31 protein-coding genes and 1 pseudogene are annotated in these 22,889 nt (G+C 63.2%); 15 read left to right on the plus strand and 17 right to left on the minus strand.

Annotation, left to right across the window (positions count from 1 at the left end; translation table 11 throughout):
- Both AC01FP_RS11400 and AC01FP_RS11405 read right to left on the minus strand, forming a co-directional pair.
- Nucleotides 1–261, minus strand: a pseudogene (locus tag AC01FP_RS11400) (hypothetical protein); the annotation flags it as partial.
- A gap of 7 nt (nucleotides 262–268) precedes the next feature.
- The gene (locus AC01FP_RS11405; protein ID WP_474480318.1) at nucleotides 269–2,092 is read right to left on the minus strand and encodes a GspE/PulE family protein; all 1,824 of its coding nucleotides are present in this window, start codon (nucleotides 2,090–2,092) and stop codon (nucleotides 269–271) included.
- A gap of 93 nt (nucleotides 2,093–2,185) precedes the next feature.
- Between AC01FP_RS11405 and grpE the strand changes: the two genes are divergently transcribed.
- Genes grpE through rsgA form a run of 4 tightly spaced genes read left to right on the plus strand, consistent with a single transcriptional unit; the run spans nucleotide 2,186 to nucleotide 5,376 of the window.
- Nucleotides 2,186–2,914 carry a nucleotide exchange factor GrpE gene (gene grpE / locus AC01FP_RS11410; RefSeq protein WP_474480320.1) on the plus strand — a complete coding sequence of 243 codons (729 nt, stop codon included), beginning with the start codon at nucleotides 2,186–2,188 and terminating at the stop codon, nucleotides 2,912–2,914.
- The gene (gene dnaJ, locus AC01FP_RS11415; RefSeq protein ID WP_474480321.1) at nucleotides 2,914–4,029 is read left to right on the plus strand and encodes a molecular chaperone DnaJ; all 1,116 of its coding nucleotides are present in this window, start codon (nucleotides 2,914–2,916) and stop codon (nucleotides 4,027–4,029) included. The genes grpE and dnaJ overlap by 1 nt, the downstream gene beginning before the upstream one ends.
- The gene (locus tag AC01FP_RS11420) at nucleotides 4,026–4,286 is read left to right on the plus strand and encodes a sulfurtransferase TusA family protein (RefSeq protein WP_474480322.1); all 261 of its coding nucleotides are present in this window, start codon (nucleotides 4,026–4,028) and stop codon (nucleotides 4,284–4,286) included. The genes dnaJ and AC01FP_RS11420 overlap by 4 nt, the downstream gene beginning before the upstream one ends.
- A complete protein-coding gene (rsgA, locus tag AC01FP_RS11425; RefSeq protein ID WP_474480323.1) occupies nucleotides 4,276–5,376 on the plus strand; it encodes a ribosome small subunit-dependent GTPase A in 1,101 nt (366 codons plus the stop codon). The genes AC01FP_RS11420 and rsgA overlap by 11 nt, the downstream gene beginning before the upstream one ends.
- On the opposite strand, the gene AC01FP_RS11430 is transcribed toward rsgA, so the two are convergent.
- From AC01FP_RS11430 to murC, 3 genes are read right to left on the minus strand one after another with little or no spacing between them, the layout of a single operon-like run.
- A complete protein-coding gene (locus tag AC01FP_RS11430; RefSeq protein ID WP_254960571.1) occupies nucleotides 5,351–5,692 on the minus strand; it encodes a YbaB/EbfC family nucleoid-associated protein in 342 nt (113 codons plus the stop codon). The genes rsgA and AC01FP_RS11430 overlap by 26 nt on opposite strands.
- A 35-nt stretch (nucleotides 5,693–5,727) precedes the next feature.
- Nucleotides 5,728–6,639 carry a UDP-N-acetylmuramate dehydrogenase gene (murB, locus tag AC01FP_RS11435; protein WP_474480325.1) on the minus strand — a complete coding sequence of 304 codons (912 nt, stop codon included), beginning with the start codon at nucleotides 6,637–6,639 and terminating at the stop codon, nucleotides 5,728–5,730.
- 5 nt (nucleotides 6,640–6,644) lie between these two features.
- Nucleotides 6,645–8,105, minus strand: coding sequence for a UDP-N-acetylmuramate--L-alanine ligase (gene murC, locus AC01FP_RS11440; protein WP_474480327.1), 1,461 nt, complete (start codon nucleotides 8,103–8,105; stop codon nucleotides 6,645–6,647).
- Between the two features lie 191 nt (nucleotides 8,106–8,296).
- On the opposite strand from murC, the gene gap reads away from it, so the two are divergent.
- Nucleotides 8,297–9,319: a type I glyceraldehyde-3-phosphate dehydrogenase gene (gene gap / locus AC01FP_RS11445; RefSeq protein ID WP_474480329.1), complete on the plus strand. Its 1,023-nt coding sequence runs from the start codon at nucleotides 8,297–8,299 to the stop codon at nucleotides 9,317–9,319.
- 200 nt (nucleotides 9,320–9,519) lie between these two features.
- On the opposite strand, the gene AC01FP_RS11450 is transcribed toward gap, so the two are convergent.
- Nucleotides 9,520–10,575, minus strand: coding sequence for a peptidylprolyl isomerase (locus AC01FP_RS11450; protein WP_474480331.1), 1,056 nt, complete (start codon nucleotides 10,573–10,575; stop codon nucleotides 9,520–9,522).
- A 185-nt stretch (nucleotides 10,576–10,760) separates the two neighbouring features.
- On the opposite strand from AC01FP_RS11450, the gene efp reads away from it, so the two are divergent.
- Both efp and accB read left to right on the plus strand, forming a co-directional pair.
- Nucleotides 10,761–11,321, plus strand: a complete 561-nt coding sequence (efp, locus tag AC01FP_RS11455) for an elongation factor P (protein WP_106632504.1) — start codon at nucleotides 10,761–10,763, stop codon at nucleotides 11,319–11,321.
- 5 nt (nucleotides 11,322–11,326) lie between these two features.
- Nucleotides 11,327–11,806 (plus strand): acetyl-CoA carboxylase biotin carboxyl carrier protein, encoded by a 480-nt coding sequence (gene accB, locus AC01FP_RS11460; RefSeq protein WP_474480332.1) that lies wholly within the window; start codon nucleotides 11,327–11,329, stop codon nucleotides 11,804–11,806.
- Nucleotides 11,807–11,824: 18 nt separating this feature from the next.
- On the opposite strand, the gene pdxA is transcribed toward accB, so the two are convergent.
- Both pdxA and AC01FP_RS11470 read right to left on the minus strand, forming a co-directional pair.
- Nucleotides 11,825–12,850 (minus strand): 4-hydroxythreonine-4-phosphate dehydrogenase PdxA, encoded by a 1,026-nt coding sequence (gene pdxA / locus AC01FP_RS11465; RefSeq protein ID WP_474480356.1) that lies wholly within the window; start codon nucleotides 12,848–12,850, stop codon nucleotides 11,825–11,827.
- A gap of 108 nt (nucleotides 12,851–12,958) precedes the next feature.
- Nucleotides 12,959–13,885, minus strand: coding sequence for an SDR family oxidoreductase (locus AC01FP_RS11470; protein WP_474480333.1), 927 nt, complete (start codon nucleotides 13,883–13,885; stop codon nucleotides 12,959–12,961).
- A gap of 33 nt (nucleotides 13,886–13,918) precedes the next feature.
- On the opposite strand from AC01FP_RS11470, the gene AC01FP_RS11475 reads away from it, so the two are divergent.
- Nucleotides 13,919–14,128: a hypothetical protein gene (locus AC01FP_RS11475; RefSeq protein ID WP_474480335.1), complete on the plus strand. Its 210-nt coding sequence runs from the start codon at nucleotides 13,919–13,921 to the stop codon at nucleotides 14,126–14,128.
- On the opposite strand, the gene AC01FP_RS11480 is transcribed toward AC01FP_RS11475, so the two are convergent.
- Nucleotides 14,074–14,496, minus strand: coding sequence for an HNH endonuclease (locus AC01FP_RS11480; RefSeq protein WP_474480337.1), 423 nt, complete (start codon nucleotides 14,494–14,496; stop codon nucleotides 14,074–14,076). The two genes, AC01FP_RS11475 and AC01FP_RS11480, sit on opposite strands and share 55 nt — an antisense overlap.
- A 74-nt stretch (nucleotides 14,497–14,570) precedes the next feature.
- On the opposite strand from AC01FP_RS11480, the gene AC01FP_RS11485 reads away from it, so the two are divergent.
- Complete coding sequence (locus AC01FP_RS11485) at nucleotides 14,571–16,160, plus strand: DEAD/DEAH box helicase (RefSeq protein WP_474480338.1); 1,590 nt, start codon at nucleotides 14,571–14,573, stop codon at nucleotides 16,158–16,160.
- A gap of 6 nt (nucleotides 16,161–16,166) precedes the next feature.
- On the opposite strand, the gene AC01FP_RS11490 is transcribed toward AC01FP_RS11485, so the two are convergent.
- Both AC01FP_RS11490 and AC01FP_RS11495 read right to left on the minus strand, forming a co-directional pair.
- Entirely contained in the window at nucleotides 16,167–16,547 is a 381-nt protein-coding gene (locus AC01FP_RS11490) for a hypothetical protein (RefSeq protein ID WP_474480339.1), read from the minus strand.
- Between the two features lie 34 nt (nucleotides 16,548–16,581).
- Complete coding sequence (locus AC01FP_RS11495) at nucleotides 16,582–17,022, minus strand: DUF6554 family protein (RefSeq protein ID WP_474480341.1); 441 nt, start codon at nucleotides 17,020–17,022, stop codon at nucleotides 16,582–16,584.
- Nucleotides 17,023–17,172: 150 nt separating this feature from the next.
- Between AC01FP_RS11495 and AC01FP_RS11500 the strand changes: the two genes are divergently transcribed.
- The 5 genes from AC01FP_RS11500 to AC01FP_RS11520 all read left to right on the plus strand — a co-directional run bounded on the left by AC01FP_RS11500 (nucleotide 17,173) and on the right by AC01FP_RS11520 (nucleotide 19,055).
- Nucleotides 17,173–17,442, plus strand: a complete 270-nt coding sequence (locus AC01FP_RS11500) for a hypothetical protein (protein WP_474480342.1) — start codon at nucleotides 17,173–17,175, stop codon at nucleotides 17,440–17,442.
- A 44-nt stretch (nucleotides 17,443–17,486) separates the two neighbouring features.
- Complete coding sequence (locus AC01FP_RS11505; RefSeq protein WP_474480344.1) at nucleotides 17,487–17,744, plus strand: hypothetical protein; 258 nt, start codon at nucleotides 17,487–17,489, stop codon at nucleotides 17,742–17,744.
- Between the two features lie 162 nt (nucleotides 17,745–17,906).
- On the plus strand, nucleotides 17,907–18,140 hold the full coding sequence (locus tag AC01FP_RS11510) for a hypothetical protein (protein WP_474480346.1): 234 nt from the start codon (nucleotides 17,907–17,909) through the stop codon (nucleotides 18,138–18,140).
- A 387-nt stretch (nucleotides 18,141–18,527) separates the two neighbouring features.
- Nucleotides 18,528–18,740: a type II toxin-antitoxin system HicB family antitoxin gene (locus AC01FP_RS11515; protein ID WP_474480347.1), complete on the plus strand. Its 213-nt coding sequence runs from the start codon at nucleotides 18,528–18,530 to the stop codon at nucleotides 18,738–18,740.
- A gap of 3 nt (nucleotides 18,741–18,743) precedes the next feature.
- Nucleotides 18,744–19,055, plus strand: coding sequence for a type II toxin-antitoxin system HicA family toxin (locus AC01FP_RS11520; protein WP_474480348.1), 312 nt, complete (start codon nucleotides 18,744–18,746; stop codon nucleotides 19,053–19,055).
- A 273-nt stretch (nucleotides 19,056–19,328) separates the two neighbouring features.
- Here AC01FP_RS11520 and AC01FP_RS11525 read toward each other — a convergent pair whose 3' ends face one another.
- The 6 genes from AC01FP_RS11525 to AC01FP_RS11550 form a co-directional block, all read right to left on the minus strand.
- Nucleotides 19,329–19,727, minus strand: coding sequence for a hypothetical protein (locus AC01FP_RS11525; protein ID WP_474480350.1), 399 nt, complete (start codon nucleotides 19,725–19,727; stop codon nucleotides 19,329–19,331).
- Nucleotides 19,724–21,220, minus strand: a complete 1,497-nt coding sequence (locus AC01FP_RS11530) for a TOTE conflict system archaeo-eukaryotic primase domain-containing protein (protein WP_474480351.1) — start codon at nucleotides 21,218–21,220, stop codon at nucleotides 19,724–19,726. The genes AC01FP_RS11525 and AC01FP_RS11530 overlap by 4 nt, the downstream gene beginning before the upstream one ends.
- A 12-nt stretch (nucleotides 21,221–21,232) precedes the next feature.
- Nucleotides 21,233–21,580 (minus strand): type II toxin-antitoxin system PemK/MazF family toxin, encoded by a 348-nt coding sequence (locus AC01FP_RS11535; protein WP_474480357.1) that lies wholly within the window; start codon nucleotides 21,578–21,580, stop codon nucleotides 21,233–21,235.
- Complete coding sequence (locus tag AC01FP_RS11540; RefSeq protein WP_474480352.1) at nucleotides 21,580–21,897, minus strand: ribbon-helix-helix protein, CopG family; 318 nt, start codon at nucleotides 21,895–21,897, stop codon at nucleotides 21,580–21,582. Before AC01FP_RS11540 ends, AC01FP_RS11535 begins: the two co-directional genes overlap by 1 nt.
- 63 nt (nucleotides 21,898–21,960) lie before the next feature.
- Nucleotides 21,961–22,242 carry a type II toxin-antitoxin system RelE family toxin gene (locus AC01FP_RS11545; RefSeq protein ID WP_474480354.1) on the minus strand — a complete coding sequence of 94 codons (282 nt, stop codon included), beginning with the start codon at nucleotides 22,240–22,242 and terminating at the stop codon, nucleotides 21,961–21,963.
- Nucleotides 22,232–22,474, minus strand: a complete 243-nt coding sequence (locus tag AC01FP_RS11550; protein WP_474480355.1) for a type II toxin-antitoxin system Phd/YefM family antitoxin — start codon at nucleotides 22,472–22,474, stop codon at nucleotides 22,232–22,234. The genes AC01FP_RS11545 and AC01FP_RS11550 overlap by 11 nt, the downstream gene beginning before the upstream one ends.
- A gap of 255 nt (nucleotides 22,475–22,729) precedes the next feature.
- Here AC01FP_RS11550 and AC01FP_RS11555 point away from each other — a divergent pair.
- Nucleotides 22,730–22,889: DUF6444 domain-containing protein (locus tag AC01FP_RS11555; RefSeq protein WP_474480358.1), on the plus strand; the 160-nt coding region annotated here is incomplete at its 3' end.

Here is a 22,889-nt window from a genome sequence, read left to right on the forward strand (position 1 = left end):
TCCGCTCATGGCGCTACCCTTAATCAAGGCCGCCTGAATGGCAGCCAAGGAGTGACAACTTTCCTGAAAGTCACCGCGTTGAGAATTATTGAGCATCGAGAAGATCAGCTTATTACAAGCTTCTTCGCTAAGAGATTCATCCTGAAGTGGTCTTAGTTGGCCGTTGAAACGCCCGAAGGGTGGCAATCCGGCGCTGATGTGAAGATCGCTGCCACTATCTGTAACCAGCTGGGCCATTAGGTCTTCGATCAGTATGGTCATGGGCTGCTCAGCGGTTGGTTAGACAGTAGGGACATTCAAGCCATTCGTCTTGTAGCCCCCCACCACAGCAGCTGCAGGTGAGTGTGCTTAGCGATCGCGACCTCCGTTCCGATTCGAGCCCGGCGTCGGTTAGCAACATGCGCTCTACCTCCGCCAAGGTTGTAAGCCCTTCCCTAACTAGCTGAAGGCCATAGCCTAAGAGGGTTTTCATGCCACCTTCAAGGGCAATTCTACGGATCATGTCGGTAGTCGCCCGTTTTGCAACAGCCGCAGCAAGAGTATCGTTCATCTTGAGAACTTCGTAGACACCTACTCGCCCTTTGTAACCAGAACCGTCGCAGGTAGGGCAGCACGTTTCTTCGTTTTTATATTGGTCATTCGCTTTGAAGAAGGTCACATTCGTTTCGCGGCTGCCCAACAGTCCAAATCGGCCAAGTTCTTCATGGCTGGGTTTATAGCTAATCCTGCAGTCTGTGCAGACGCGACGCACTAGTCGTTGGGAAATGATGCCTAGGAGCGAAGCACTCACCATGAAAGGCTCGACGCCCATCTCGTCAAGTCTTGCGACAGCGCTGGCTGTGTCGTTGCAGTGCAGGGTCGTCATCACTAGGTGACCGGTCAATGCGGCCTCGATCGCTGTTTTGGCAGTCTCCAAGTCGCGTGTTTCTCCAACCAACAGCACGTCAGGGTCTTGACGCATGAAGGCTCGTAGAGCAGTGCTGAAGCCAAGCCCTTTTTCACGGTTCACCTGAGTTTGAGTGATGCCGTGGAGCGTGTATTCGATTGGGTCTTCAACGGTCGAGATGTTGATGGCGGGGTCGTTGCGTTCAGCTAGCAGGGCGTAGAGCGTTGTCGACTTGCCCGAGCCGGTCGGACCGGTGACCAAAATCATGCCGTAGGGCTTGGATCCCAACTCGCGAAGGCTTTTCCGAGCCTCTGAGTCTGTGATCAGGGTTTCCAGGCCGAGTTGGGTTGCTCCGCTGTCGAGCAACCGCAGGCAGATTTTTTCGCCGTTGCGGGTGGGAAGGGTGCTTACACGGAAGTCCATTTTTCGCCCACGGAATAGGCGCCGGATCCGACCGTCCTGAGGCAATCGCCGTTCGGCGATGTCTAGGGCAGCCATAATTTTGATGCGTGAGGTGACGGCTGGCACCAGGTTTTTAGGCAAATCTTCGAAGTGTTTCTGCAGTACTCCGTCTAGGCGGAAGCGGATTGCTAAAGAGTTTTCCTGGGGCTCCACGTGAATGTCACTGGCCCCTGAGGTGAGCGCCTCGATCAGGATTTGATCCACCATGCTGACCACCGGGGAGGCGTTGGCGCTGGCTGCCTCAGCGTTGATCTCGAGGTCTTCGACGTCGGTTTCAACCTGCAGTCCGCTACCCGAGGTGTTAAGGCTTTCGAGCCCCTTGGTGAGTGATCGTGGGTTGCGAGAGGTTTGGTTGAGTCCGGCCCGGTGGGGTTTGGGGATTTCAGCCAGAGGGGCTGGTCGGTTTTTGTTGAGGATTGCCGTGAGGTTGCTCGCCAGGGCCAGCTTGAGATCGACGCCGAATCCTGCCCGCCGCAGCTCCTCGGCCAGCTCTTGCCGTTGCTGGGGTGCCCAGTGGCTGGGGACGGCCACGATCAGCTGACCGTTGGTCTCCTGCAGCGGTAGGGCTCCCGTGGCGCGCCAGCGATCAGAGCTGAGTCCCTTGCCGGCCATAAGAAGGTTCTCGTCAGCAGCCATGAGGTCGCTGTCCTGCAAGACCGGTTCCCCTACCAGCAGTTCTACCTCCAGCCGTTGCTGCTCCTCGCTGACGGCGACAGGAACGGGACGCGTGCGGGCGAGAGTCATGGCGTGGCGTCAGGAGGTGCGGGCTTCCCCCGCTTGCTGGAGGTGGGCCTTGAGCATCAACATGTCTAGAAACTAATTCTCACCATGTCAGCCATGAGCGGGGACACCTCGACGAGCGGGGGAAGCAATCCGGATGTTGGGAGTCCCAATATCGGACATACCACCGAGACCGCTGCAAGCCCGGGCAGCACCCCTGAACAGGGCACGGCCGCTGAGGTCTCGGCGGCACAGAATGTGCCTGATGCCTCCGATCAGGCTGTTGGAACTGAAATTCCTGGTTCTGACCTGACTGGCCAGCTAGCGGCTGAGCTGGCGGCACTCAAGGCTGAGCACGAGGGTCTCAATGGCCAGTACATGCGCCTTGCTGCCGATTTCGATAATTTCCGCAAGCGCCAGAGTCGTGACAGCGATGACCTGCGCTTGCAGATCACCTGCTCCACCCTGGGTGAAATCCTGCCAGTGGTAGACAACTTTGACCGGGCTCGGCAGCAGCTGAATCCCCAGCATGAGGAAGCTCAGGCGCTGCACCGCAGTTATCAGGGCCTCTACAAGCAGTTAGTTGACGTTTTCAAGCAGCTAGGGGTTTCACCGATGCGAGTGGAGGGAGAACCCTTCGATCCCAGCCTGCATGAGGCCGTTTTGCGTGAACCCAGCGAGGCCCATGCTGAGGATGTGGTGATCGAGGAGTTGCAGCGTGGCTATCACCTAAACGGTCGGGTGCTGCGTCACGCTCTAGTTAAGGTGTCGATGGGGCCTGGTCCAGTTGCGGCCGCTGGCATCTCGGTTGGCGACAACGGTCAGGCTGAGGAGCAGGGCGGCTGATGGCCGACTACTACGACTTGCTGGGCACTGCCCGCGACGCCGACGCTGACACCCTCAAGCGTGCCTATCGGCGGATGGCCCGTCAGTACCACCCGGATGTAAATAAAGATCCTGGGGCTGAAGACAAATTCAAGGACATCGGCCGGGCTTACGAGGTACTCAGCGATCCCCAGAGCCGCTCTCGCTATGACCAGTTTGGAGAGGCGGGCCTAGGCGGAGGCGGAGCACCTGATGTGGGTGATATGGGCGGTTTTGCCGACCTGTTCGAGACCTTTTTCAGTGGCTTTGGGGGCGCGGGTGCAGGAGCTGGCCCGCGGGGGCGGGGCCCTCGTCAAGGGGACGACCTGCGCCTAGACCTCACCATCAACTTTCAAGAGGCGGTCTTCGGTATCGAGAAGGAGGTGCAGATCCGCCATCTCGAGACCTGCAGTACCTGCCAGGGTTCTGGTGCTAAGGCGGGTAGTGGCCCCACCACCTGTGGCACCTGCGGCGGGGCCGGCCAGGTGCGGCGGGCCACTCGCACCCCTTTCGGCAGTTTCACTCAGGTGGCGGCTTGTCCCTCCTGCGAGGGCAGCGGCCAGGTGATCGCAGACCCGTGCAGCGCTTGCGGCGGCCAGGGTCTGCAGCAGGTGCGCAAGAAACTGCGCATCAACATTCCAGCTGGGGTTGATTCCGGCACTCGACTACGAGTTGCAAACGAGGGCAATGCCGGTCAGCGGGGTGGTCCTGCCGGAGATCTTTATGTCTTCCTGAGCGTTCAAGCGGCTGCCGGGTTGCGCCGTGATGGCATCCACATCCACTCGGAAGTGACGCTCAATTACCTCCAGGCAATTCTGGGTGACACCATTGAGGTGGTCACGGTGGACGGCCAAGAGTCTTTGACGATTCCAGCAGGTACCCAGCCCGGAGCTGTGCTCACCTTGCAGGGCAAGGGGGTGCCCAAGCTGGGCAACCCGGTGGCCCGGGGCAACCATTTGGTCAGCATCAAGGTGCAGCTGCCCACCAAGCTCAACTCTGAGGAGCGGGAGTTGCTGGAACAACTGGCGGGCCACCACACCAGTAAGGGTCATAAGCATCCCCACAAGAGTGGTCTGTTTGGGGGTCTTTTCGGTTGAGCGCCGATGGGGTAGCAGCTGAGCCAGCTGCCCAGCTCGATCTGCGCGGCATTCCCTGTCCGCTCAATTTCATCCGCACCAAGCTTGCGCTGGAGCGTTTGGCTCCCGGCCAGACCCTGCAGGTGGATCTTGATCGGGGAGAGCCCCAGCAGCAGGTGACCCAGGGTCTGGAGAGAGCCGCTCATTGGGTTGCTTGCATAGACCACCCGGAGCAACAAGGGGCTGTGCGGCTGCTGGTTCGTTGTCATGGGGGTTGAGCCTGGGCGATTGCGCCTAGTGGGGCAGGTGGTGGCCCTGCTGGCCAATTACTGCTGGGTGGAACTGGATCAGGTAGGGCCCACCGGCCTGGGTCGACTTTTGTGCACCCGGCGCACCCGCCTGGGTAAAAGCGGCCAGACCATCGCCGTGGGGGATCGCGTCTGGGTGGATGGCATCGACTGGCCTGCTGGCCGGGCTGCCGTGGCGGCTTTGGAGCCGCGTCAGAGCCTGCTGGAGCGGCCCGCTGTGGCCAATGTGGCTCTCGTGGTGGTGGTGGTGGCCCTGGCGGAGCCAGAGCTGGACCTGCTCCAGCTCACACGCTTTTTGTTGACGGCCGAGGCGACGGAGCGGCCGGTGCAGTTGGTGTTCTCTAAGGCGGATTTGGTTTCGCTTGGCGAGGTGGCTAGTTGGTGCCAGCGAGCTGCAGGCTGGGGTTACGACGCCCTGGCGGTATCCACCAGCAGTGGCGCAGGTATGGAGCCTTTGCTGCAGCGGCTGGCCCAGCCAGGCATCGCCGTGCTGTGTGGACCTTCTGGGGTGGGCAAGAGCAGCGTGCTCAATGGTCTGTGCCCCGAGCTGGGCCTGCGGGTGGCGGCGGTGTCAGGGCGGCTGCAGCGGGGCCGCCACACCACCCGCCACGTGGAGCTTTTCCCCTTGGCACCCGGAGCCCTGCTGGCCGACACGCCTGGCTTCAATAGGCCGCGGCTGCCTTCCGACCCCTTTGCCCTAGGCCCCCTGTTCCCGGAGATTCGGCAACGCCTGGGCTTGGGCTGCTGCCGCTTCAGCAATTGCCTGCACCAGGGCGATCCCGGCTGTGCTGTCGGCTCCGACTGGGAGCGATACCCCCTTTACGCCCAGTGCCTGAGCGATCTGCTGCTAGAAGGCGAGCGAACCGGCCGGATTGCGGACTCCTCCCCTGACGGGTCGGGGCAGCGCCGCCGCGGTCAGGGCCTCGAGCCCCGTCTGGCGCCCGGATTGCGGCAGCTCTCCCGGCGCCGCCAGCGTCAGCAGCTGCTGGATGGGGAAGAGGATGGCCAGGCGGGCACTGGAAAAGCGACGGATTTCAGCCGCCCAGACCCGGAAGATTGAGATTTAGGCCACCAGTGAGCTCTTCCATGCGGCCTTTCATCGTGCCGGTGGATAGCTCATAGGCGGCTTGCAATGCTTCCAGCACGGCGGCCTCGCTGGCGGCAGCCCCTTCGGCGATCAGTTCGGGGGCCAGCTGCACTCGCAGCGGTTGCTGGTTGCCCGTGAGCCAGATGCTGGCCCGGCCGTCCGCGCTGCGGCCCTCCAGTTCCATTGCGTCAAGTTCTTCCTGGAGCTTCTGGGCGTTTTGTTGCAGCTCCTGGGCCTTTTTGAAGGCCTCGGTGAGCTGACCGAAGTTGGGTAGTCCGAAGCCAGCCATGCCCTGGAAGTTGCTGGGCTAAGGCTAATGGTCAGCTAGTGCTCCGGCCCGAAGCCCAGCCGCTTTACCTCAGGGTGGAGGGTCAGGCCGTGGTTGGTCAGCACCCGGCGTTGCACTTCTGCGATTAGGGCATCGATGTCGCTGGCGCTGGCCTGGCCAATATTGACGATGAAATTGGCGTGGATTGGCGAGACTTGGGCATCACCGATCTGCAGTCCTTTCAGGCCTAGCGCTTCGATCAGCTGCCCCGCTTTTTGTGGTTCTGGGTTGCGAAAAACACTGCCGCAGCTGGGTTGTTGGTAGGGCTGGGTGCTGGTGCGGCTGTGCAGATTGGCGCTGGTGCGTGAGGTGATGGCTGCGGGGTCGTGGCCGGCCTCCAGCTGGAAGGTGGCTGCCAGCACGATCCAGGCCTCCGCCTGGAGGCGGCTGTGGCGATAGGCGAAGTCCAGTTCCCTTGCCTCCAGCTCGAAGGGCGTTGCGGGATTGGCCGGGTCCAGCAGCCGCACCGAGTGCAACCATTCGGCCGTGCAGCCGCCCTGAGCGCCCGCATTCATCACCACCGCCCCCCCCACGGTGCCTGGGATGCCCACGGCCCACTCGAACCCGCTCAGGCCAAGCCGGGCTGCTTTACGGGCCAGGGTGGGGATAGGTTCTCCGGCTTCCGCTTCCACCAGGCCGCTGGCGGCGTCGAGCCGGCTCCCCTGCAGCCGCCTGTTGCAGATGGTGAGGCCGGGCAGGCCGCTATCGGCGATCAGCAGGTTGGAACCTGCGCCGATGCAGCGCAAGGACAGGCCCTGGGCTTGGGCCCAGGCCGCCAGAGAAACCAGTTCATCGCTCTCTCCAGGCTCGGCAAACCACTCCGCTGGACCTCCCACCTTCCAGGTGGTGAAAGGCTGAAGCCCTACCCCTTGGCGTAGGGCGGGGTGGCAGCTGGGGGCCGCAATCATCGGGCTCAGGCCGCCAGGGGGGTTGCAGAGGCAGCGATGGCGCTGTCAACTGCCTGCTGGCGCTGTTCGAGGCGTTCCCAGAGGCTGTTGACGTCCCCAGCACCCATAGCGATCACTAGATCACCCTCTTGAGTCTTGGCGGCCACCTGGGCGGCGAGCTCGTCGAGAGTGTGGGCCGCCGCCACCGGCAAGTTGGGTGCTAGCTGCCGCACCGCCTCGGCCATGGCGGCGCTGGAGATGCCTGGAATCGGCGCTTCACCAGCGGCGTAGAGGGGCGCGATTAGCACCGAATCGGCTTCTGAAAGGGCCGCTGCAAAGCCGTCCAGAAACTGGGCTGTGCGGCTGTAGCGATGGGGCTGAAACACTGCCACTAAACGCCGTGGCGCCACGGGCAGGGTGCTGCGGCCGCTGTCCACCATCAGCCTGGCCATGGCCAGGGTTGCGGCCACCTCGCTGGGGTGGTGGGCGTAATCGTCGACCACCAGCCGGCCCTGCCACAAACCGCGGAAATCAAACCGCCGTCCTGGGGCCTGGAGGGCGGCGACCGCCTCACCCAGCTCGGCAAATGAAACGCCCTCTAGCCGGCAGGCGGCCATGGCTGAAACCGCGTTGCTGAGGTTGTGACGACCGGGCAGGGGAAGTTCAAAGCGGCCCACCAGTTCACCGTCTTCAAAGAAGTCGGCAATGGTGCCGTCACCCCTCTGCTCTTGGGCAATCGCCGCAAAGGAGACGCCTGCGGCGCTTTCGATCGACCACCAGTGGCTGGCATTGAACCGCTCGCGCAGCACCGGGTCGTCGTGGTTCGCCAGGAGCCTTTGTGTGTTGCCAGCGAACCTTTGCAGGGTGTTTATCAGGGCTTCGAGGTCGGGGTAGTGGTCCGTGTGGTCGAGTTCGACGTTGGTGAGCACGCCGAGGGATGGGCGGAACTTCACCAGGGAGCCGTCAGACTCGTCTGCCTCCGCCACCAGCAGCCGGCCTTCGCCATGGCGACCGTTGCTGCCGAAGGCCGGCACGATGCCTCCTATTACTGCGGTGGGGTCGTGCCGGGTTGCCGCCAGCAAAGTGGCGATCAAGGTGCTGGTGGTGGTTTTGCCATGGCTCCCAGCTACGGCGATGGAGTCCTGGCTATTGATCAGGGCGGCCAGCACGTCGGAGCGATGGCAGATCGCCAGGCCCATGCGACGAGCCTCTGCCAGCTCCGAGTTGGTCTCCGGCACGGCCGAGCTGACCACCACCAGAGGCGAGATGGAGGTGCCGCTGCGGATCGCAGCAACCGTGGTGGCGCTCTGCTCCAAGAACACCCGCACCCCCAGCCGCCGTAAGCGGTTGAGCACGGCGTTGTCCCGGTGGTCGGAGCCACTTACCGCGTAGCCCCGTTCAGCCAGGATTCCTGCCAGGGCAGACATGCCGATGCCGCCCACCCCAATGAAGTGGAGCGGTTGGTGACGATCGAGCAGGGACGCCAAGGGCAACTTCAAGTCAAAGTTCAGATGAGCACAAAAATAAGCTGACAACAGCCCGAAAACCTTTACGAGTTGCTGCGCGTTTGCCCACGGTCCATGGCATGGCGCCGGCCGGCAAGGAGAGCCCGCGGATCAATTTCTGTATGATCGGCAGCCAAAACCCCCTTCGCTAGCGGCTTCTGCCGCAATCGGCCATGACTCTGCGCGTTGCGATCAATGGATTTGGCCGAATTGGTCGCAACTTCACCCGCTGCTGGCTCAGCCGAGGTACGAATACTGGCATCGAATTGGTGGGCATCAATGGCTCCGGCGATACCAATACCAACGCCCACCTGCTCAAGTACGACTCGATGTTGGGCCCGCTCCGCAATGTGGAGGTGACCACCACATCGGATACGATTGTTGTCAACGGCAAGACGATCAAAACCTTTTACGACCGCAATCCAGCCAACTTGCCCTGGAAGGAGTGGGGCGTGGATCTGGTGATTGAGTCCACCGGCGTCTTCAACGACGATGTGGGCGCCAGTAAGCACTTTGAAGCCGGCGCCAAAAAGGTGATTCTCACCGCACCTGGCAAGGGGGCCAAAGTTGGCACCTTCGTAGTTGGAGTTAATGCCGATCAATACCGCCACGAAGACTGGGACATCCTCAGCAACGCCAGCTGCACCACCAACTGCATGGCCCCGGTGATCAAGGTGCTGGATCAGGAGTTCGGCATCGTCAAGGGCACGATGACGACCACCCACAGCTACACCGGTGACCAGCGCATCTTGGACGCGGCCCACCGCGACCTGCGTCGTGCCCGGGCCGCTGCGGTCAACATTGTGCCCACCAGCACTGGCGCCGCCCAGGCTGTGGCGTTGGTCTACCCGCCGATGAAAGGCAAGCTGAGCGGCATCGCCATGCGCGTGCCCACCCCGAACGTGTCGGTGGTTGACATGGTGCTCGATATCAGCCGTGACACCACCAAGGAGGAGGTGAATGCCCTGCTCAAGGCTTCATCGGAAAATGGCATGAAGGGCATCATCAAGTATTGCGATCTGCCCTTGGTTTCCAGCGATCATGCAGGCACAGACGAATCGGCGATCATTGATTCAGAGCTCACCATTGTTATGGGTGGCAATATGTTGAAGGTTATCGCTTGGTACGACAACGAGTGGGGCTACAGCCAGCGCGTTGTTGACCTGGCCGAGATTGTGGCCCAAAAGTGGCAGTGAGATCAGGCCCAGCCTGATCTGTGCGGGCCGTCCTTCGGGGCGGCTTTTTGCTGCGGATTGATTCGTTTGCCGTTTCCATAGCTGCTTTATGCGGCCATGGTGGTGCGTCAGTGGCGCGATCTGCAATGGCACAGCCGCCTTGGCGAGGGTCTATGCCGCGCTCAGCACCTGGCCTTCGCTCTTGCATTCGCCGCCGGGGCTCAGCTCAGGTTCAGTCCCGAGCCGCTGCTGTTGGGATGGAGGTTTTCTGCGCCTTCGATCACCCGGGCCGAAACGATTCGGTCGTCGACGCCGAGCTCCTCGAGCACGTCCATCCCTTCCACCACATAGCCGAAGACCGCGTTGCGCCCATCCACCAGGTTGAGGCCGGCGGGGGTGAGCTCCGGCTCATACAGGAAGAAAAAGAACTGGGACGATCCGTCGTCGAGGTTCCCGTCGGAGTGGGCCCAGCCCAGGGTGCCGTAGGTGGCGAAGGGCAGCACCGGTTCCGCCTTGTAACGGCCGACGTCTTCGAAGGTTTGGTTGTAGATCGGCTCGGCATCATCGGTGATGCGGATCTCCAGTGGCACGTGCCGTTCCACGCCGCTCTTCGGATCCACATAGCCCATGGCCTCACCCTTTGGATCGCCGCTCTGGAGCACGTAGAAGTCTTCGGCCCGGGTGAAGGGAAGGCCGTCATAGAACTTGCGCTGCACCAGATCCACGAAGGCACCGCCCGTGAGCGGGGCGTTGTAGCCGTCGATCACGGCGGTGAGGTCGCCCTTGCTGGTGCTGATGGCCACGGTGGCCCGGCCCAGCAGCCTCGGCAGGGCGTCGAACTCAGCTGGGATCTGGAAGGGGAAGGGGCCCACCAGCCGGGCCTCGGCGCTGCCGATGGTCGCCAGGGCGGCCCGACGGGTCGCCAGGAAGGCATCCCGATCCTGGGCATCGGCGGCCGTGGCCACCTCGCGCAGCTGCTGCTCGAGCCGGTCGAGCAGCTCGGCGGCCGTGGCCTGATCCCCGGAGTCGAAGCGCTTAAGGATGGCGTCCCGCTGGGTTGTCAGCAGCGCCTGGCTGCGGGTCACTGATCCCGCCAGGGGTTTCCAGCGCTTGGCTCGCAGGTCGTCGCTGGTGGATTCCAGCCGGTGCTGCAGATTCTGCAGCTGGGGCGCATCGATGGGCAGGGCGTTGCGCAGGATCGCCTCGGGATCCTTCACGGCGTTGCCCTGGGGCAGGGCAGCCCAGGCGGCGGGGGCAGCGACCAGCACAATCAGCATCAGGCTGGCTACGCCTGCAACCCAGCGCGCCCACGTTGAGCCATTCGCCCAGCTGGATTGGCCCCGTGCCATGGCAACACCCTGTCTTTGAGCGGACTTTGGCACAACTTCAGGACTCCTGGAATGGTCACTGAAGGCCCGTTCCGGTAGCCAGCCTTACAATCCTCCCGATCTGAACCGCCGGAATGATCTCCAGCAACGACTTTCGAACCGGTACCTCAATTGAGCTGGATGGCCAGGTCTGGAGGGTCGTTGAGTTTTTGCACGTCAAGCCTGGCAAGGGATCAGCATTTGTGCGCACCAAGCTCAAGGCGGTTCAGAGCGGCAACGTCGTTGAGAAGACCTTCCGCGCTGGCGAGATGTTGCCCCAGGCCATTCTCGAAAAGAGCACCCTCCAGCACACCTACATGGAGGGTGACGATTACGTGTTCATGGATATGGGCAGCTACGAGGAAACCCGGTTGACCGCCAAACAGATCGGTGATAGCCGCAAGTACCTCAAAGAGGGCATGGAAGTGAACGTGGTTGCCTGGAACGGCAAACCCCTTGAGGTGGAGCTACCCAACTCGGTGGTGCTGGCGATCACCCAGACAGACCCGGGCGTTAAGGGCGACACCGCCACCGGCGGCACTAAGCCCGCGATTGTTGAAACGGGTGCCCAGGTGATGGTGCCCCTGTTCCTGTCGATAGGCGAGAAAATCAAGATTGATACTCGTACCGACAGCTATCTGGGCAGGGAGAACTGATCGCCATGCAGCTAAACCACGACCAGCTTCAGCACCTTCTCGCCCTGCTCGGCGAGAGCGACATCCAGGAGTTGAAGCTCGAGGGAGATGATTTCCGCTTGGAGGTACGCCGCAATATTCCCAGCGCGGTTCCCACAACTGTGTACCAGGCCAGTGCCGCTCCGGCCCAGGCGTTGCAGGCTGCTGGCCCCCTGACCGTTGCGCCTTCGGCTCCCCCGCCACCGGCTGCTGCCAGCCGCAGCGACTTGCTCGAGGTCACGGCACCGATGGTTGCCACCTTTTATCGGTCTGGGGCCCCAGGCGAAGCTCCTTTTGTGGAAGTGGGTGCCCGCATCAAGGTGGGCCAGACCGTCTGCATTCTTGAGGCGATGAAGCTGATGAATGAGCTGGAGGCTGAGGTGGCTGGTGAGCTGGTCGAAATCCTGGTGGAAAACGGAACCCCTGTCGAATTCGGTCAGGTGTTGATGCGGGTGCGGCCGGCTTGAGCGGTTGCGCTGGAATCCTCAGCCCAGATCCCGTGCCGTAACCAGGGCAGCCGCCATGCTGTCGGCTCTTGCCCGGCCTTGGCCAGCGATCGCGAAGCCTGTGCCGTGATCTGGCGAGGTGCGCATAAAAGGCAACCCCAAGGTGGTGTTGACAGCGGCATCAAATGCCAGCAATTTCACTGGGATTAAGCCTTGGTCGTGATACATGGCCAGGTAGCCGTCGGGGCCTGATTTGGGGCCTGGCCAGGCGGTGGCTGCGCTGAGCCAGCAGGTGTCTGGTGGTAATGGCCCTTCCAGGTGCACCTCTGGATGCTGCCGGCGCCAGGCCTCTAGGGCTACCTCCAGCCAGGTGCATTCCTCCTGCCCCAGACGCCCCGCTTCGCCGGCATGGGGATTGAGCCCTGCCACTACCAGGTGGGGGGTTGGGTTGAAGCGCTGGCAGAAGGCCAGGAGCTTATCCAGCTTGCGTTGCACCAAGGCTCCATTGAGATGTTGGGGTACGGCGGCGAGGGGAATGTGGGTGGTGGCCAGCAGGGTGTTGAGGCGCCAGTGGCCCGCGGGTGCTAGCGCGGTAAACAGCATCGAGGCTTCGGGGCTGCCGCTGAGTTCCGCCAGCCGCTCGGTTTGGCCTGGGTAGGGGTGGCCGGCGGCGTGCCAGCTGGCCTTAGCGATTGGTGCCGTCACCAGGGCCCGGCAGCGGCCGCTTTGCACCAGCTCGACGGCGGCGGTGAGCCAGGTGAAGCTCGCTGCTCCGCAGGCCGGCGTGCTGCGTCCTGGTTGGCAGCTCTCCAGTAGGGGCAGATCGACAATTTCCAGCTCTGCCGGATCCCGCAGCGGTTCGCTGCTGTTGCGCTGTAGCAGCTGGTAGCTGGTTTCCAGCCAGCGGCGGCAACCCACCAGTAGGGGCTGCTGGGAGCGCCATTCCGCCCTGGCCAGGGCCTTGAGGGTCACCTCGGCGCCGATGCCGGCGGGATCCCCTAGGGCAATGGCAAGCCGGGGTGGGTTGGAGTTGGATGGGGCTTGGCCGCTTGTGGTGGAGCCCATGCTGCGCTGGTTGTTGCTGGGGGGTCTGTTGCTGGGTCTGGGCACGGGGCTCAGCAAGGGCTGGATCGAGCTGCGTTGGGGGCGGCTGCTGGCTGATTTGGGCCTGCCCTACGTGGTTGATCCTGGGGATTTGCGGGACTGCCCGCCACCTAGCTCCTCTACCAAGCAGGCCCGGTAGCCCTCCCGGTAGTTGGGATAGCGCAGCTCGTAGCCCAGCTGGTGGGTCAGCAGCTGGTTGCTGACTCGCCGGTTTTCGTTCCAGAAGCTGCGGGCCATGGGGCTCATGCTGGCGGCGATCTCGGCGTAATGCTCCATTGCTGGCAGTTTGTGCCCCAGCAGGTGGGCTGCATAGCCAAGGGTCTCGCTGGAGGGGCAGGGGTAGTTGTCGGTCACATTGACAACGGTCGGGCGCTCCCGCTGCGGCCGGGCCAGGCAGTGCAGCAGGCAACCGACGATGTCGTCTACATGCACCCGGCAAAACACCTGACCGGGCTTGTGGATGAGACGGCTCTGCCCCGCTTGCAGGGCCGCAAATGGCGAGCGCTTGGGTCCGTAGATGGCTGGCAGGCGGAAAATTTGCACGGGTAGCCCTGTAGCCAGCCACGCCTGCTCCGCCGCTACCCGGGCCTGGCTGCGGCCGGCGCGGGCTGGGGTTGGGGCGGTTTCGTCAACCCAGGCACCAGCGGTGTCGCCATAGACGCCGGTGGTGGAGAGATAGCCCAGCCATTGCAGGGGCAGCTCTCGCAGGCTTGGTCCAAGTAAGCGCAGCGCCGGATCGCCCTGGCTTGGATCCGGGGGCACGCACACCACCACATCCGTGATGCCGGCCAGGGTGCCAGGGGCTGGCAGGGAGGCGCCCTCTGGAGAGCTGTTGAAGGGGAGCCACTCCAGACCGTCGCCGTCAGAGCGGGCATGGCGGCTGGTGAGGCGGACCGCCATGCCGCTGCGCTGGGCGGCTTGGGCGAGCCGCAGGCCCGTGAATCCGCCGCCGATCACCAGCAGCTGGCGGGCGGGCTTGACAAGTGCCTGGATCATGAGTACATCTGTATTAACTTTGAGGTGGTCGCCATGACGGTTTCCATTTTTCCGGTCTCCGGTTCCCGTGTTTCGGGCTCCCCAAGGCCCCGCTCCCGCTCCCATGGTCGTGAGGTTGGCGCGCCGGCGATTTTGGCGGCAGCGCTGCTGTTGCTGGCCTTAGTGGTTGCCCCTGAGCGGCCCCAGGTTCAGGAGGCCATCTGCCAGCGCCACAACGGCGCCGAGGCCTGCCGGGTCTGGTGAGGTTCCACCAGTTCTTCCAATTGGCCGGGATGCACCCACTGCAGCAGCCGCATTGCTAGGCGCAGGTCCCCATCGGTCCAGGCACGAATTGCCATGGAGCGGCGGGGGTCATAAAAGGGCTGCCGCCGGTACCAGGCAAAGGCATCCGCATCCCCTTTATCGCCATTGCAGGCCAGACACGCCGGCACGCAGTTCTCGGTGACACTGAGACCGCCCCGGCTCTTGGGGTGTACGTGGTCGATTGATTCCGAGCGCTCACCGCAATAAACGCAGTGTTGGTCGGTGATTCGATGCAGGGACTGGCGCCAGCGCCTAACGCGCAATTTGGGACAGAGATCCTCAAGGAACACCCCATCCCTGGCCTGCATCAGCGCGACTCGGTTGATCAAAGTTTGCCCCCAGCACCTGGGGTGTCAATGTGTCGACGATTGCACTTCCGCGGATGCGCTGTCTGCTGCGGCTGGGGGCGACGGGTTTGATTGAGGTGGAAAGCCCCTACGACGCGGTCACCCAGGCCCAGTTGCGGGCGATCCGCCCCCGGGGGAGTTGGTCGGGTCGGCAGCGATGCTGGTCATTCCCCCTAGAAGCTGCCGCCGCCTTGCAGCATGCCCTGGCGGGTCGGTTTCCTGTGCAGCCCGAGCTGGCCCAGTGGCTCGCCTGGCTGGAGCAGCCCCTGCCTCCCCTGCCGCCCCATCGGCAGTTGGTGGCGTCGGCAGATTTGGAGCAGCCCCTGCTGGATGGCCGGGTTTTATTTGCCCATCAGCGGGCCGCGGTGCGCTGGCTGCTGGCCCGCCGCGGCGCCGTGCTCGCAGATGCCATGGGGTTGGGTAAGACGCTCACGGCCCTGATGGCGGCCCGGGCCATGGTGCGCCAAGCCGATTGCCGCATATTGGTGATTGCCCCGGTTGGTCTGCACGACCATTGGCAGGGTGAGGCGGCCAGCCTGGGCCTGCATCTGGAGCTGCACAGCTGGGCTCGGCTGCCCGACGCCTTGCCGCCCGCCGGCACCGTGCTGATCGCCGATGAGGCCCACTTCGCCCAAAACGGCCATACCCGCCGCAGCCAGGGGCTGCTGCGCCTGGCCCGCCACCCCCGGCTGCGAGCCATCTGGCTACTGACCGGCACGCCGATGAAAAATGGCCGCCCAGCCCAGTTATTTCCCCTGCTGGCGGCGATCGGCCACCCCCTCGCCCGCGACCAACGGGCCTTTGAAGAACTCTTCTGCCAGGGCCACTGGCGCGAGCAGGGCGGACGGCGCCTCTGGCAGGCGAATGGGGCCAGCCACCTGGAAGACCTGCAGCGGCTAGTGCGGCCCCTGGTGCTGCATCGCCGTAAGCAGGATTGCCTCGACCTGCCCCCCAAGCTGCGCCAGCTGTGGCCAGTCGAGCTGGATGAGCCTTCCGCCCGCGGCTTTGAGCACCGGCTGCAGGTCAAGGTTGACGACTATCGCCGTCGGGCTGCCCTCGGTGAGGTGCGCCGCGATGCCGAGCTGCTGGCCGTGCTCACGGCCCTGCGCCAGATCGGCTCCGATTACAAACTTCCAGCCACCCGAGCCCTGGTGGCCCCGTTGCTGGCCAAGGGCGAGGCGGTGGTGGTGTTCACGGCCTTCGTGGCTACGGCCGAGATGTTGCACCGCAGTTTTGAAGCCAGTTGCCTGCTCACTGGCGCCCTGCCACCAGCCCGACGCCAGGCCCAGGTTGATGCGTTTCAGCGCGGTGAGCATTCCCTGCTGATCGCTACCTATGGCACCGGGGGCCTGGGTTTCACCCTGCACCGAGCGCGACATGTGGTGCTCGTTGAGCGACCCTGGACCCCGGGGGATGCGGAACAGGCCGAAGACCGCTGTCACCGCATTGGCATGGGGGCCTGCCTCACCAGCCATTGGCTGCAGCTGGGCGTTGCCGACCAGTTGGTGGATGGCTTGCTGGCCAGTAAGGCCGAGCGCATCGCCGTGTTGTTGGAGCGCCGCTCCCAGCTGCTGGAGCGCCGCAGTTTGCCGGCCATGATGCGAGAGCTGATGGGTCGCTGGTGATGTTGCTCAGGGTTGGGGGCGGGCTTGGCTGGAACCCTTCGCCTTGCCACCGACTTCCTGGCAGAGCTGCTTACGCAGGTTCAGATCGGTGCGCAGTTGGGGGTCCAGGCTGGCCGGCGGCATAGCGCTGGCAAGGACTGCAGCCCGGTTGATGTCGGCGCAGGCTGCTGCCTCGTTGCCCGCCAAGCTGTGCAACAGATAGCGATCGTTAAGGGGGGCGGGGTTGGTTGGAAATGTCGCCACCACAGCATCACAGCGGCGGATCTGCTCTGCCAGCTGGTCGAGCTGCACAGTTTGAAGGCAGTCGTCGCTGCGTACCTGGCGCTGGGGTAGGGGGGCTTCGGCGCAGCCACTGGCAACCAGCAGCAGCCCGGCCAGGACGGCCAAACTCCTCCCGGCTCGGCAGGAACAGGGGCGCGCCTTATTGACCCAGCCGCTCAGTGCGGGAGGTGCCGTTTGGAGCTGTGCTGGTGCTGGCGTCTGGCTTGGGTTCGGGCTTTGTGAACAGGTCACCTAGGTAGCGGCCACAGTCGGGAAATACGCTGGAGTTCTGCACTACAGCTTCCGTGATCATCACCGCTGCATGTTCCGGGGAGGTCTTGAACAGTTTGTCGTTTTGGCGTTTGATCACCGCGTAGGCGGCATCCCAGCTCACCTGGTGGTTGTTGCCGCTGTTGCGCATAAAGCAATAGATCTGGGTCCCCTTGCCGCCAGCCCCAGCGTTGGCGGCGGCAGTGTTGGCTTCCGCCGTCTGGGCCTGGCCGGGTAGGGCGAAGCTGAATCCAGCAGCGCTGCCCACCAGAACCAGCAGGGCACGGTGCAGCAGGGCACAGCGCAGTAGAGACGTATGCCCGGAAGTCATTTTTAGTGCCATGGCCTGGGGCGTCAACGGGGATACCGGGGCCCAACGTATCTATCTCTTTGGGCTTAGTCGAGTCTGGGGCAGGGAAGAGCAGTGGTCTTGGCTGGGGCTGGTTTCTGTGTTGTTATCGGCTTCCATGCCCTGATTGCCATGGCTCTCGAGTCGGTTTCCTTCCGCATCAGCCGTAATGCTGAAGATTTGGCTCAAACCGTGCACGCCCTCTCCCTGCGGCTGGTGAGGCTGGAGCAGCGTTTGGAAGCCACCGAGCGGCAACTTGATCGCCAGGGGGAGCGGGATCTTCAGGAAATCACCAGTCTCGACAACGTTGAGCGACTGCTGGTCGACTGTCGCGCCTTGCTCGAGCTAACCGATCAAAATGAGCTCACCTACCAAAACGACGAAATGGCGGCAGCGGCTTGAACGCGAGGGCTGGCTAGCGGTGCCAGAATGGGAATAAAGCTGTTATGGCATACCCCACACCCTCCCAGCACGCTTCCTCCAATCGCTGTATTCAGGTTCCCGTGCCTGGCCAGTCAGCTACTAATCAGGCGCCTTCAGGCCGCAGCGGTTACCCACCTACGCCTGGAGAAGGTGAGCATCAGCTTGAGAAGTTGGAATTTGCCTTGGCCGTGGCCTTAACACGGGGCGATGAGCAGCGATCACGGGACCTTCGCGATCAAATTGCGGCACTGGGTGGCAACCGGGAAGAGCCAGGGACTTGAAGTGAGACAGGGCCGATGAGAGTCAGGTGATGTTCTCATCGGCCATCTTCGGTCTAGCGTATGATCAAATTTATGCTTTGGTTTTTCTAAGGGCTATATCAACCCTTGTCAGGATCGATCAAGCCGAGTTTGCGGGCGCATTCCCGTTCAGATATCGTTGAGATGACTGCTTTCCTAACCATTCCAGCCCGGGCCTCATCGGTTGCTGCTCCTTCAACTGACGCGCGTGCCCATTTTCTTGTTTCGATACAAGCCGATGAAGCTCGGGCACGCCAAGCCGCTGAGCAGGGAGATCTAGCCCAGGCAGCACGCTTCATCCTTGCGGCCTTGGATGGGGAACGCCGAATGGCGGCTAGCGGCCCCCAAGTTTTGCAGCTGATCAAGCCCCGGGGCTGAATTAACTTGATTTTCCGGGCTTGATCCATAGCCTAAATTAAATCCATAGCCTGAATATAAAGCGGGTGACCGGACTCGAACCGGCGACGTTCAGCTTGGGAAGCTTCTCGGTTGATTAGCCGAACCGCATGCGCCACCGTGAGTCTCATATGGCTTCAGGATTGGATGTGAGAAGGTCTGTGAGAAGTTTTTGGTTTGGGTATCTCACTCCTTTGGTGATCGACATGGCACCCCGCCGTTGAAGGCTTTACGCGACTTTCGCAGGGCGGAGTAGAAATTCATCCGCAGCTAGAGGCCCTGCTGCCCTCTTAGGGCTTGGGGGCTCCGGCCCCTTTTTTCTCAGGCCTGGGCTGTGCGCAGCAGAATGGGAAGTCGGAGTTCACCACCATGCACACGTTTTCAGCAGTAATTGAGCGCTGCCCTGAGACGGGGCTCCTGGTGGGCTATGTCCCAGGCTTCCCGGGGGCTCACAGCCAGGGCGAGACCCTTGATGAATTGCAGGCCAATCTCAAGGAGGTGATCGCCATGCTTTTGGAGGATGGAGAACCGACTCTGGAAAGCGATTTCGTAGGTCTGCAGCAAATCTCCGTTCCGGCTTGAACGATGGGGTCAACTCCTGTTTTCAAGCCATCGAAGGTGGCAGATATCCTCAAGAAGCTGGGGTTTGAGGTGGTTCGCCAGCGCGGCTCCCACCAGCAGTTCCGTGATGCCAAGGGCCGCTGCACGACGGTCCCCGCCCACAAAGGGAGCGATATCGCACCGCCGCTCTTGCGCCAGATCGCTAAGGACTCGGCATCAAGACCGGGGTCGCCGTCTGCCAGGAAGCTCTCCAGCGTTCTTCAAGGGGCAGGTCAGCAGGTCATTCACCACAAGCCTTGCCGGCAGGACAGGGGGGCTGGGAATTTTCAACTGTAGCGGGGGCATTTGGGCGATTCGCCACCAGGCCAGCGCACACCCACCGCATTCCTCGGCCATTCCTCGCGCCGCGTAAAGGATTGGGCCATGCGCCCTCCGGTGGGGTGGGGTTTTCCGCTGTCCTCAAGTTGGCTTCCCGCGCTTCCCCATCACGCCGCCAGCAGCAGGTTTTGCTCAGCAGGCCCAAGCCCTCAGCCGTTCTGCACCCATGGCCCGATAACCCCGCAGCCGCCGCTCCCACATGCGTTGCGGCACCGGATGGCCGAGGTCGAGTCAGTCGATGATCCGCACGCTGGTTTTCCCCGTTTGATGCCGGTGCAGGCGGCCGGCGTACTGCTGCAGGGTGCCCTTCCAGGACACGGGCATTGCCAGCAGCAGGGTGTCGAGCGGTGGATGGTCGAAACCCTCACCCACCAAACGCCCGGTGGCCAGCACGCCAGCGCGGCCATGCAACAGAAACAGGTTCGGTACCTGATCAGCTAGAGCGTTGGCGATCGCCGTGATGTGACCGGTGCGCTCACTGAGAAGCAGCAGCTTGCGGCCCGCTTCCCAGCAGGCGAGGGCCTCGGCCACGATCCGGTCGGAGCGTGATTGATCCTCCACCAGCCGGCGCATCAGCTCCTGGATCGGCAGATCGGCGGGCACCCCCTCGAGTTGATGGGTTCGGCTCACCAGTTCCAGGGTCCGCATTGCATAAAAATGATTGGCTGGAGACCATCGCGGCGCACCAAGGTGGCCGAAAGCCCCAGCACGTAGCGGGCCTTCAACTGCTTGAGGATTGCTTCAAAGGAGGAGGCGGCGATGTGGTGACACTCGTCGACGATTACCTGCCCGTAGTTCTGCACCACGGGGTTCACCTCCCCCTTCCGCACCAAGGACTGCATCACGGCGATGTCGAGGCGGCCGGAGGGTTTGGCCTTGCCGCCACCGATGCGACCGATCGCTTCAGTGGGGACGTCTAGGAAGGTTTGCAACCGCTCCTGCCATTGACGCAACAGCTCGGCCCGATGCACCAGCACCAGGGTGTTGACCCCGCGGCGCGCCAGTATCGCTGCTGCTACAACGGTTTTCCCGAAGGCTGTCGGCGCTTGCAGCACGCCGATGTCATGGCGCAGCATCGCTTTCACCGCGGCTTCCTGGTCAGCGCGCAGCTGGCCCACGAAAGCCAGCTCCAGCGGTGAGCCCTTCTGGCCGTTAATCCACCAGCTCCCAGCCGATCCCCTGCTCCTGCAGCAGAGCCTGCACTGGCTCCAGGCAGCCGCGCGGCAGGGCGATGTGTTGCGGGAAGTTTTCGGCGCAGCCGATCGGCCAGGGTGAGGCTGAGCGCCGCCGGTGGCGCCCTGAATCACGCTCTGTAACTCTGCTAACGACAAGCGCTGCAGGTTCGCCAGATAGGCCCACTGGTCGGGATAGGGGTGCAGGTCGTCATCCACGAATACGCTGCAACCCCGCTGCCGGGCCTCCTTCTGCAGCGGCAGGGCGATCAGATTTCCGAAGCCGCCCTTCGTCGGCAGGGTGTCATGGTTGGGGAACAGCCGGTCATAGGAGCTCAGCTCCAGCTGGCGAGCCTCCCGCGCCGATACGGCCTCCTCGAAGAACACCCACACGTGGGCGCCCTCGCCGGAGCGGGAGATTTCCAGCGCTGCGGGCACCGCCAGCTCCCGACAAGAGCGCATAAAGGCCCGGGCGTCATCACGCCAGTCCTGCTTGTCGAAGTCGACAGCCAGCAGGTGGCAATGGTCGTTTTCCAGCAGGGGGTAGAGGCCGAGGCTGTGGTCTCCGGCCAGATGGCCATAGATCGCTTCATCGCTTAGGGGCAGCAGCTCCCGGTATTGGCAATCGCGGCAGGCCACCCGCGGTTTTTCGCAGATGCCCTGCCGCCATTCATTGGCGCAGGCAGGCCCGTAGCCGGAGCGACCGCTGCTGGTGCTCTGCCAGCGCAGGGCATAGACGTCACCGCGTCCGCGGAAGAGACGCCGGAACAGGGCCAGCTTCTCTTGGGTTGAAGCGGGACCCTTGACTGGGGCCTGGAGTGAAATCGGCGCAGGCTCAGATGGGCCAGGTGTGCCGGGGCGCCAGGCGATGCCGTGCGTCTCCAGCAGTCCAATCAGGCGAGCGTTCTCCCGGCGTAGTTGATCGAGCTCAGAGGGTTTGGAGTCGGCCATGGCATGGATCCCTCAGGCCAGGCCGATTCCCAGTACTCCCAGCAGCGCCCGTTCCAGCTCCGCCAGTTCCTCGGGGCTGAGGGTCGTAAGGGGGCCATCGCCCAGGCGGGAGCGATCGAGGGATCGAGGCTGGTCCGCCATCGCAAAGGAGTCGCAAAGAAGGCGGTCGCGGCTGCGGATTGGGACCCGCAGCGCCCGAGCGCCCGGGCGGTCTTGGGTGGTCAGGGGCACCACGATCACCGTGGCCAGGCCGGCATGTGTGATCGGATCGGCCTGAACGATCACCACTGGACGCAGCTTGCCCACCTCCGCGCCCTGATTGGGATTGAGGCGCGCCACCCAGATCTCACCCCGACGCATCAGCGCCACCACTGCTGGGGGGTCGGCTGTGCGGGTTGGTCCTGGGAGGCGGCCACCTCCGCCAACGCCAGGGCCTCGCTGTCGGCCGGCAGGAAATCTGCCGCCATATGCAGGCTTTCGGCTCGGGCCGAGGCATCGCTCGCCAGCGCTTCGGCGGCAGCGACGAGCGCGGCCACCAAGCGCTCCTGCTCCCGGCGGCGCAGCAGCTCTTCCAGGGCTTCGCGGATCAGCTCCGAGCGCGGCTGACCGCAGTGGCGGGCCTCCTCGCCCAGTCGGCGCTCCAGCTCGTGGGGCAATCGCAGGCTGAGCGCTGCCATGCGTGATGTGCTGACAATATGTATTCCATCCTGTCATGCACGAGGTGGTGCGGCAAAGTCTTCTCAGCGCTGATCAGCCTGGCGGTAGACAGCATTACGCTCCCGCTTGCCTACTGCCACAACAAGCACCAGCACCTCGCAATCCCGCACTTCGTAGACCAAGCGGAAACCAGCGGCGCGGAGCTTGATCTTGTAGCGATGACTGGAGCCCCGCAGCTTGCTGGCGGGAATCCGCGGTTCGATCAGCCGTTCGGCCAACTTCTTCTTGAACTGCTCCCGGATCCCTGCGCTGAGGGTCCGCCATTCCCGCAGGGCCTCGGGATGAAAGGCCAGCTCATAGCTCATCGAGGCTGACTCGCAGCGGCTCCTGCCCATCCGCCAGCCGGGCATCGGCAATGCGGCCCAGCTCCAGGTCTTCCACGAGATCCATGAGCTCCTCGTAGGCCCGGGCCGGAACGCAGTAGAAGACCGGCTCGTTGCGGTTGAGCACCGCGACCGCCATCCCTTCACCGGCCGCCACGGTGGCCATGGGGTTCTTCTTGTGATCCGAGATGCTCACGGCGGTCTCGGTCAGCACGCGATGTGCCATCAGAGGATCAGGACGGGTCAGAACCGCATCTTAGGTCGCCAGTCAGGTCTCGGATTCGGTCTACCCACTGCGGCGATCCGGCCCGATCAAGGACGGTCCAATCAGGCCGTGAAACTACCCAGCGTTGAGAAACCCTGTGAGAAGGTTTCGCCGTAACTGTTCAGGGGGGAGAAAGCTCCGTGGCAGTTCCGCTCTTGACAGACCTCTGAAAACAGCTTGGATCTCAGGCAGAGACGGCCCGAGATGCTTCCACCACCTGCCGGCATTTCTGAGAGTGACTGGGAGGCGACACCGCCAACCGTGAGAGCACTGGTGGGCCAACTGACCACCCAGCTGGAAACACTGTCCGCCCGTGTCACCCAGCTGGAAGAGCAGATGGGCCGCAGCTCCAGGAACTCCTCAA

The sequence above is a fragment of the Cyanobium sp. NIVA-CYA 375 genome (assembly GCF_056108345.1).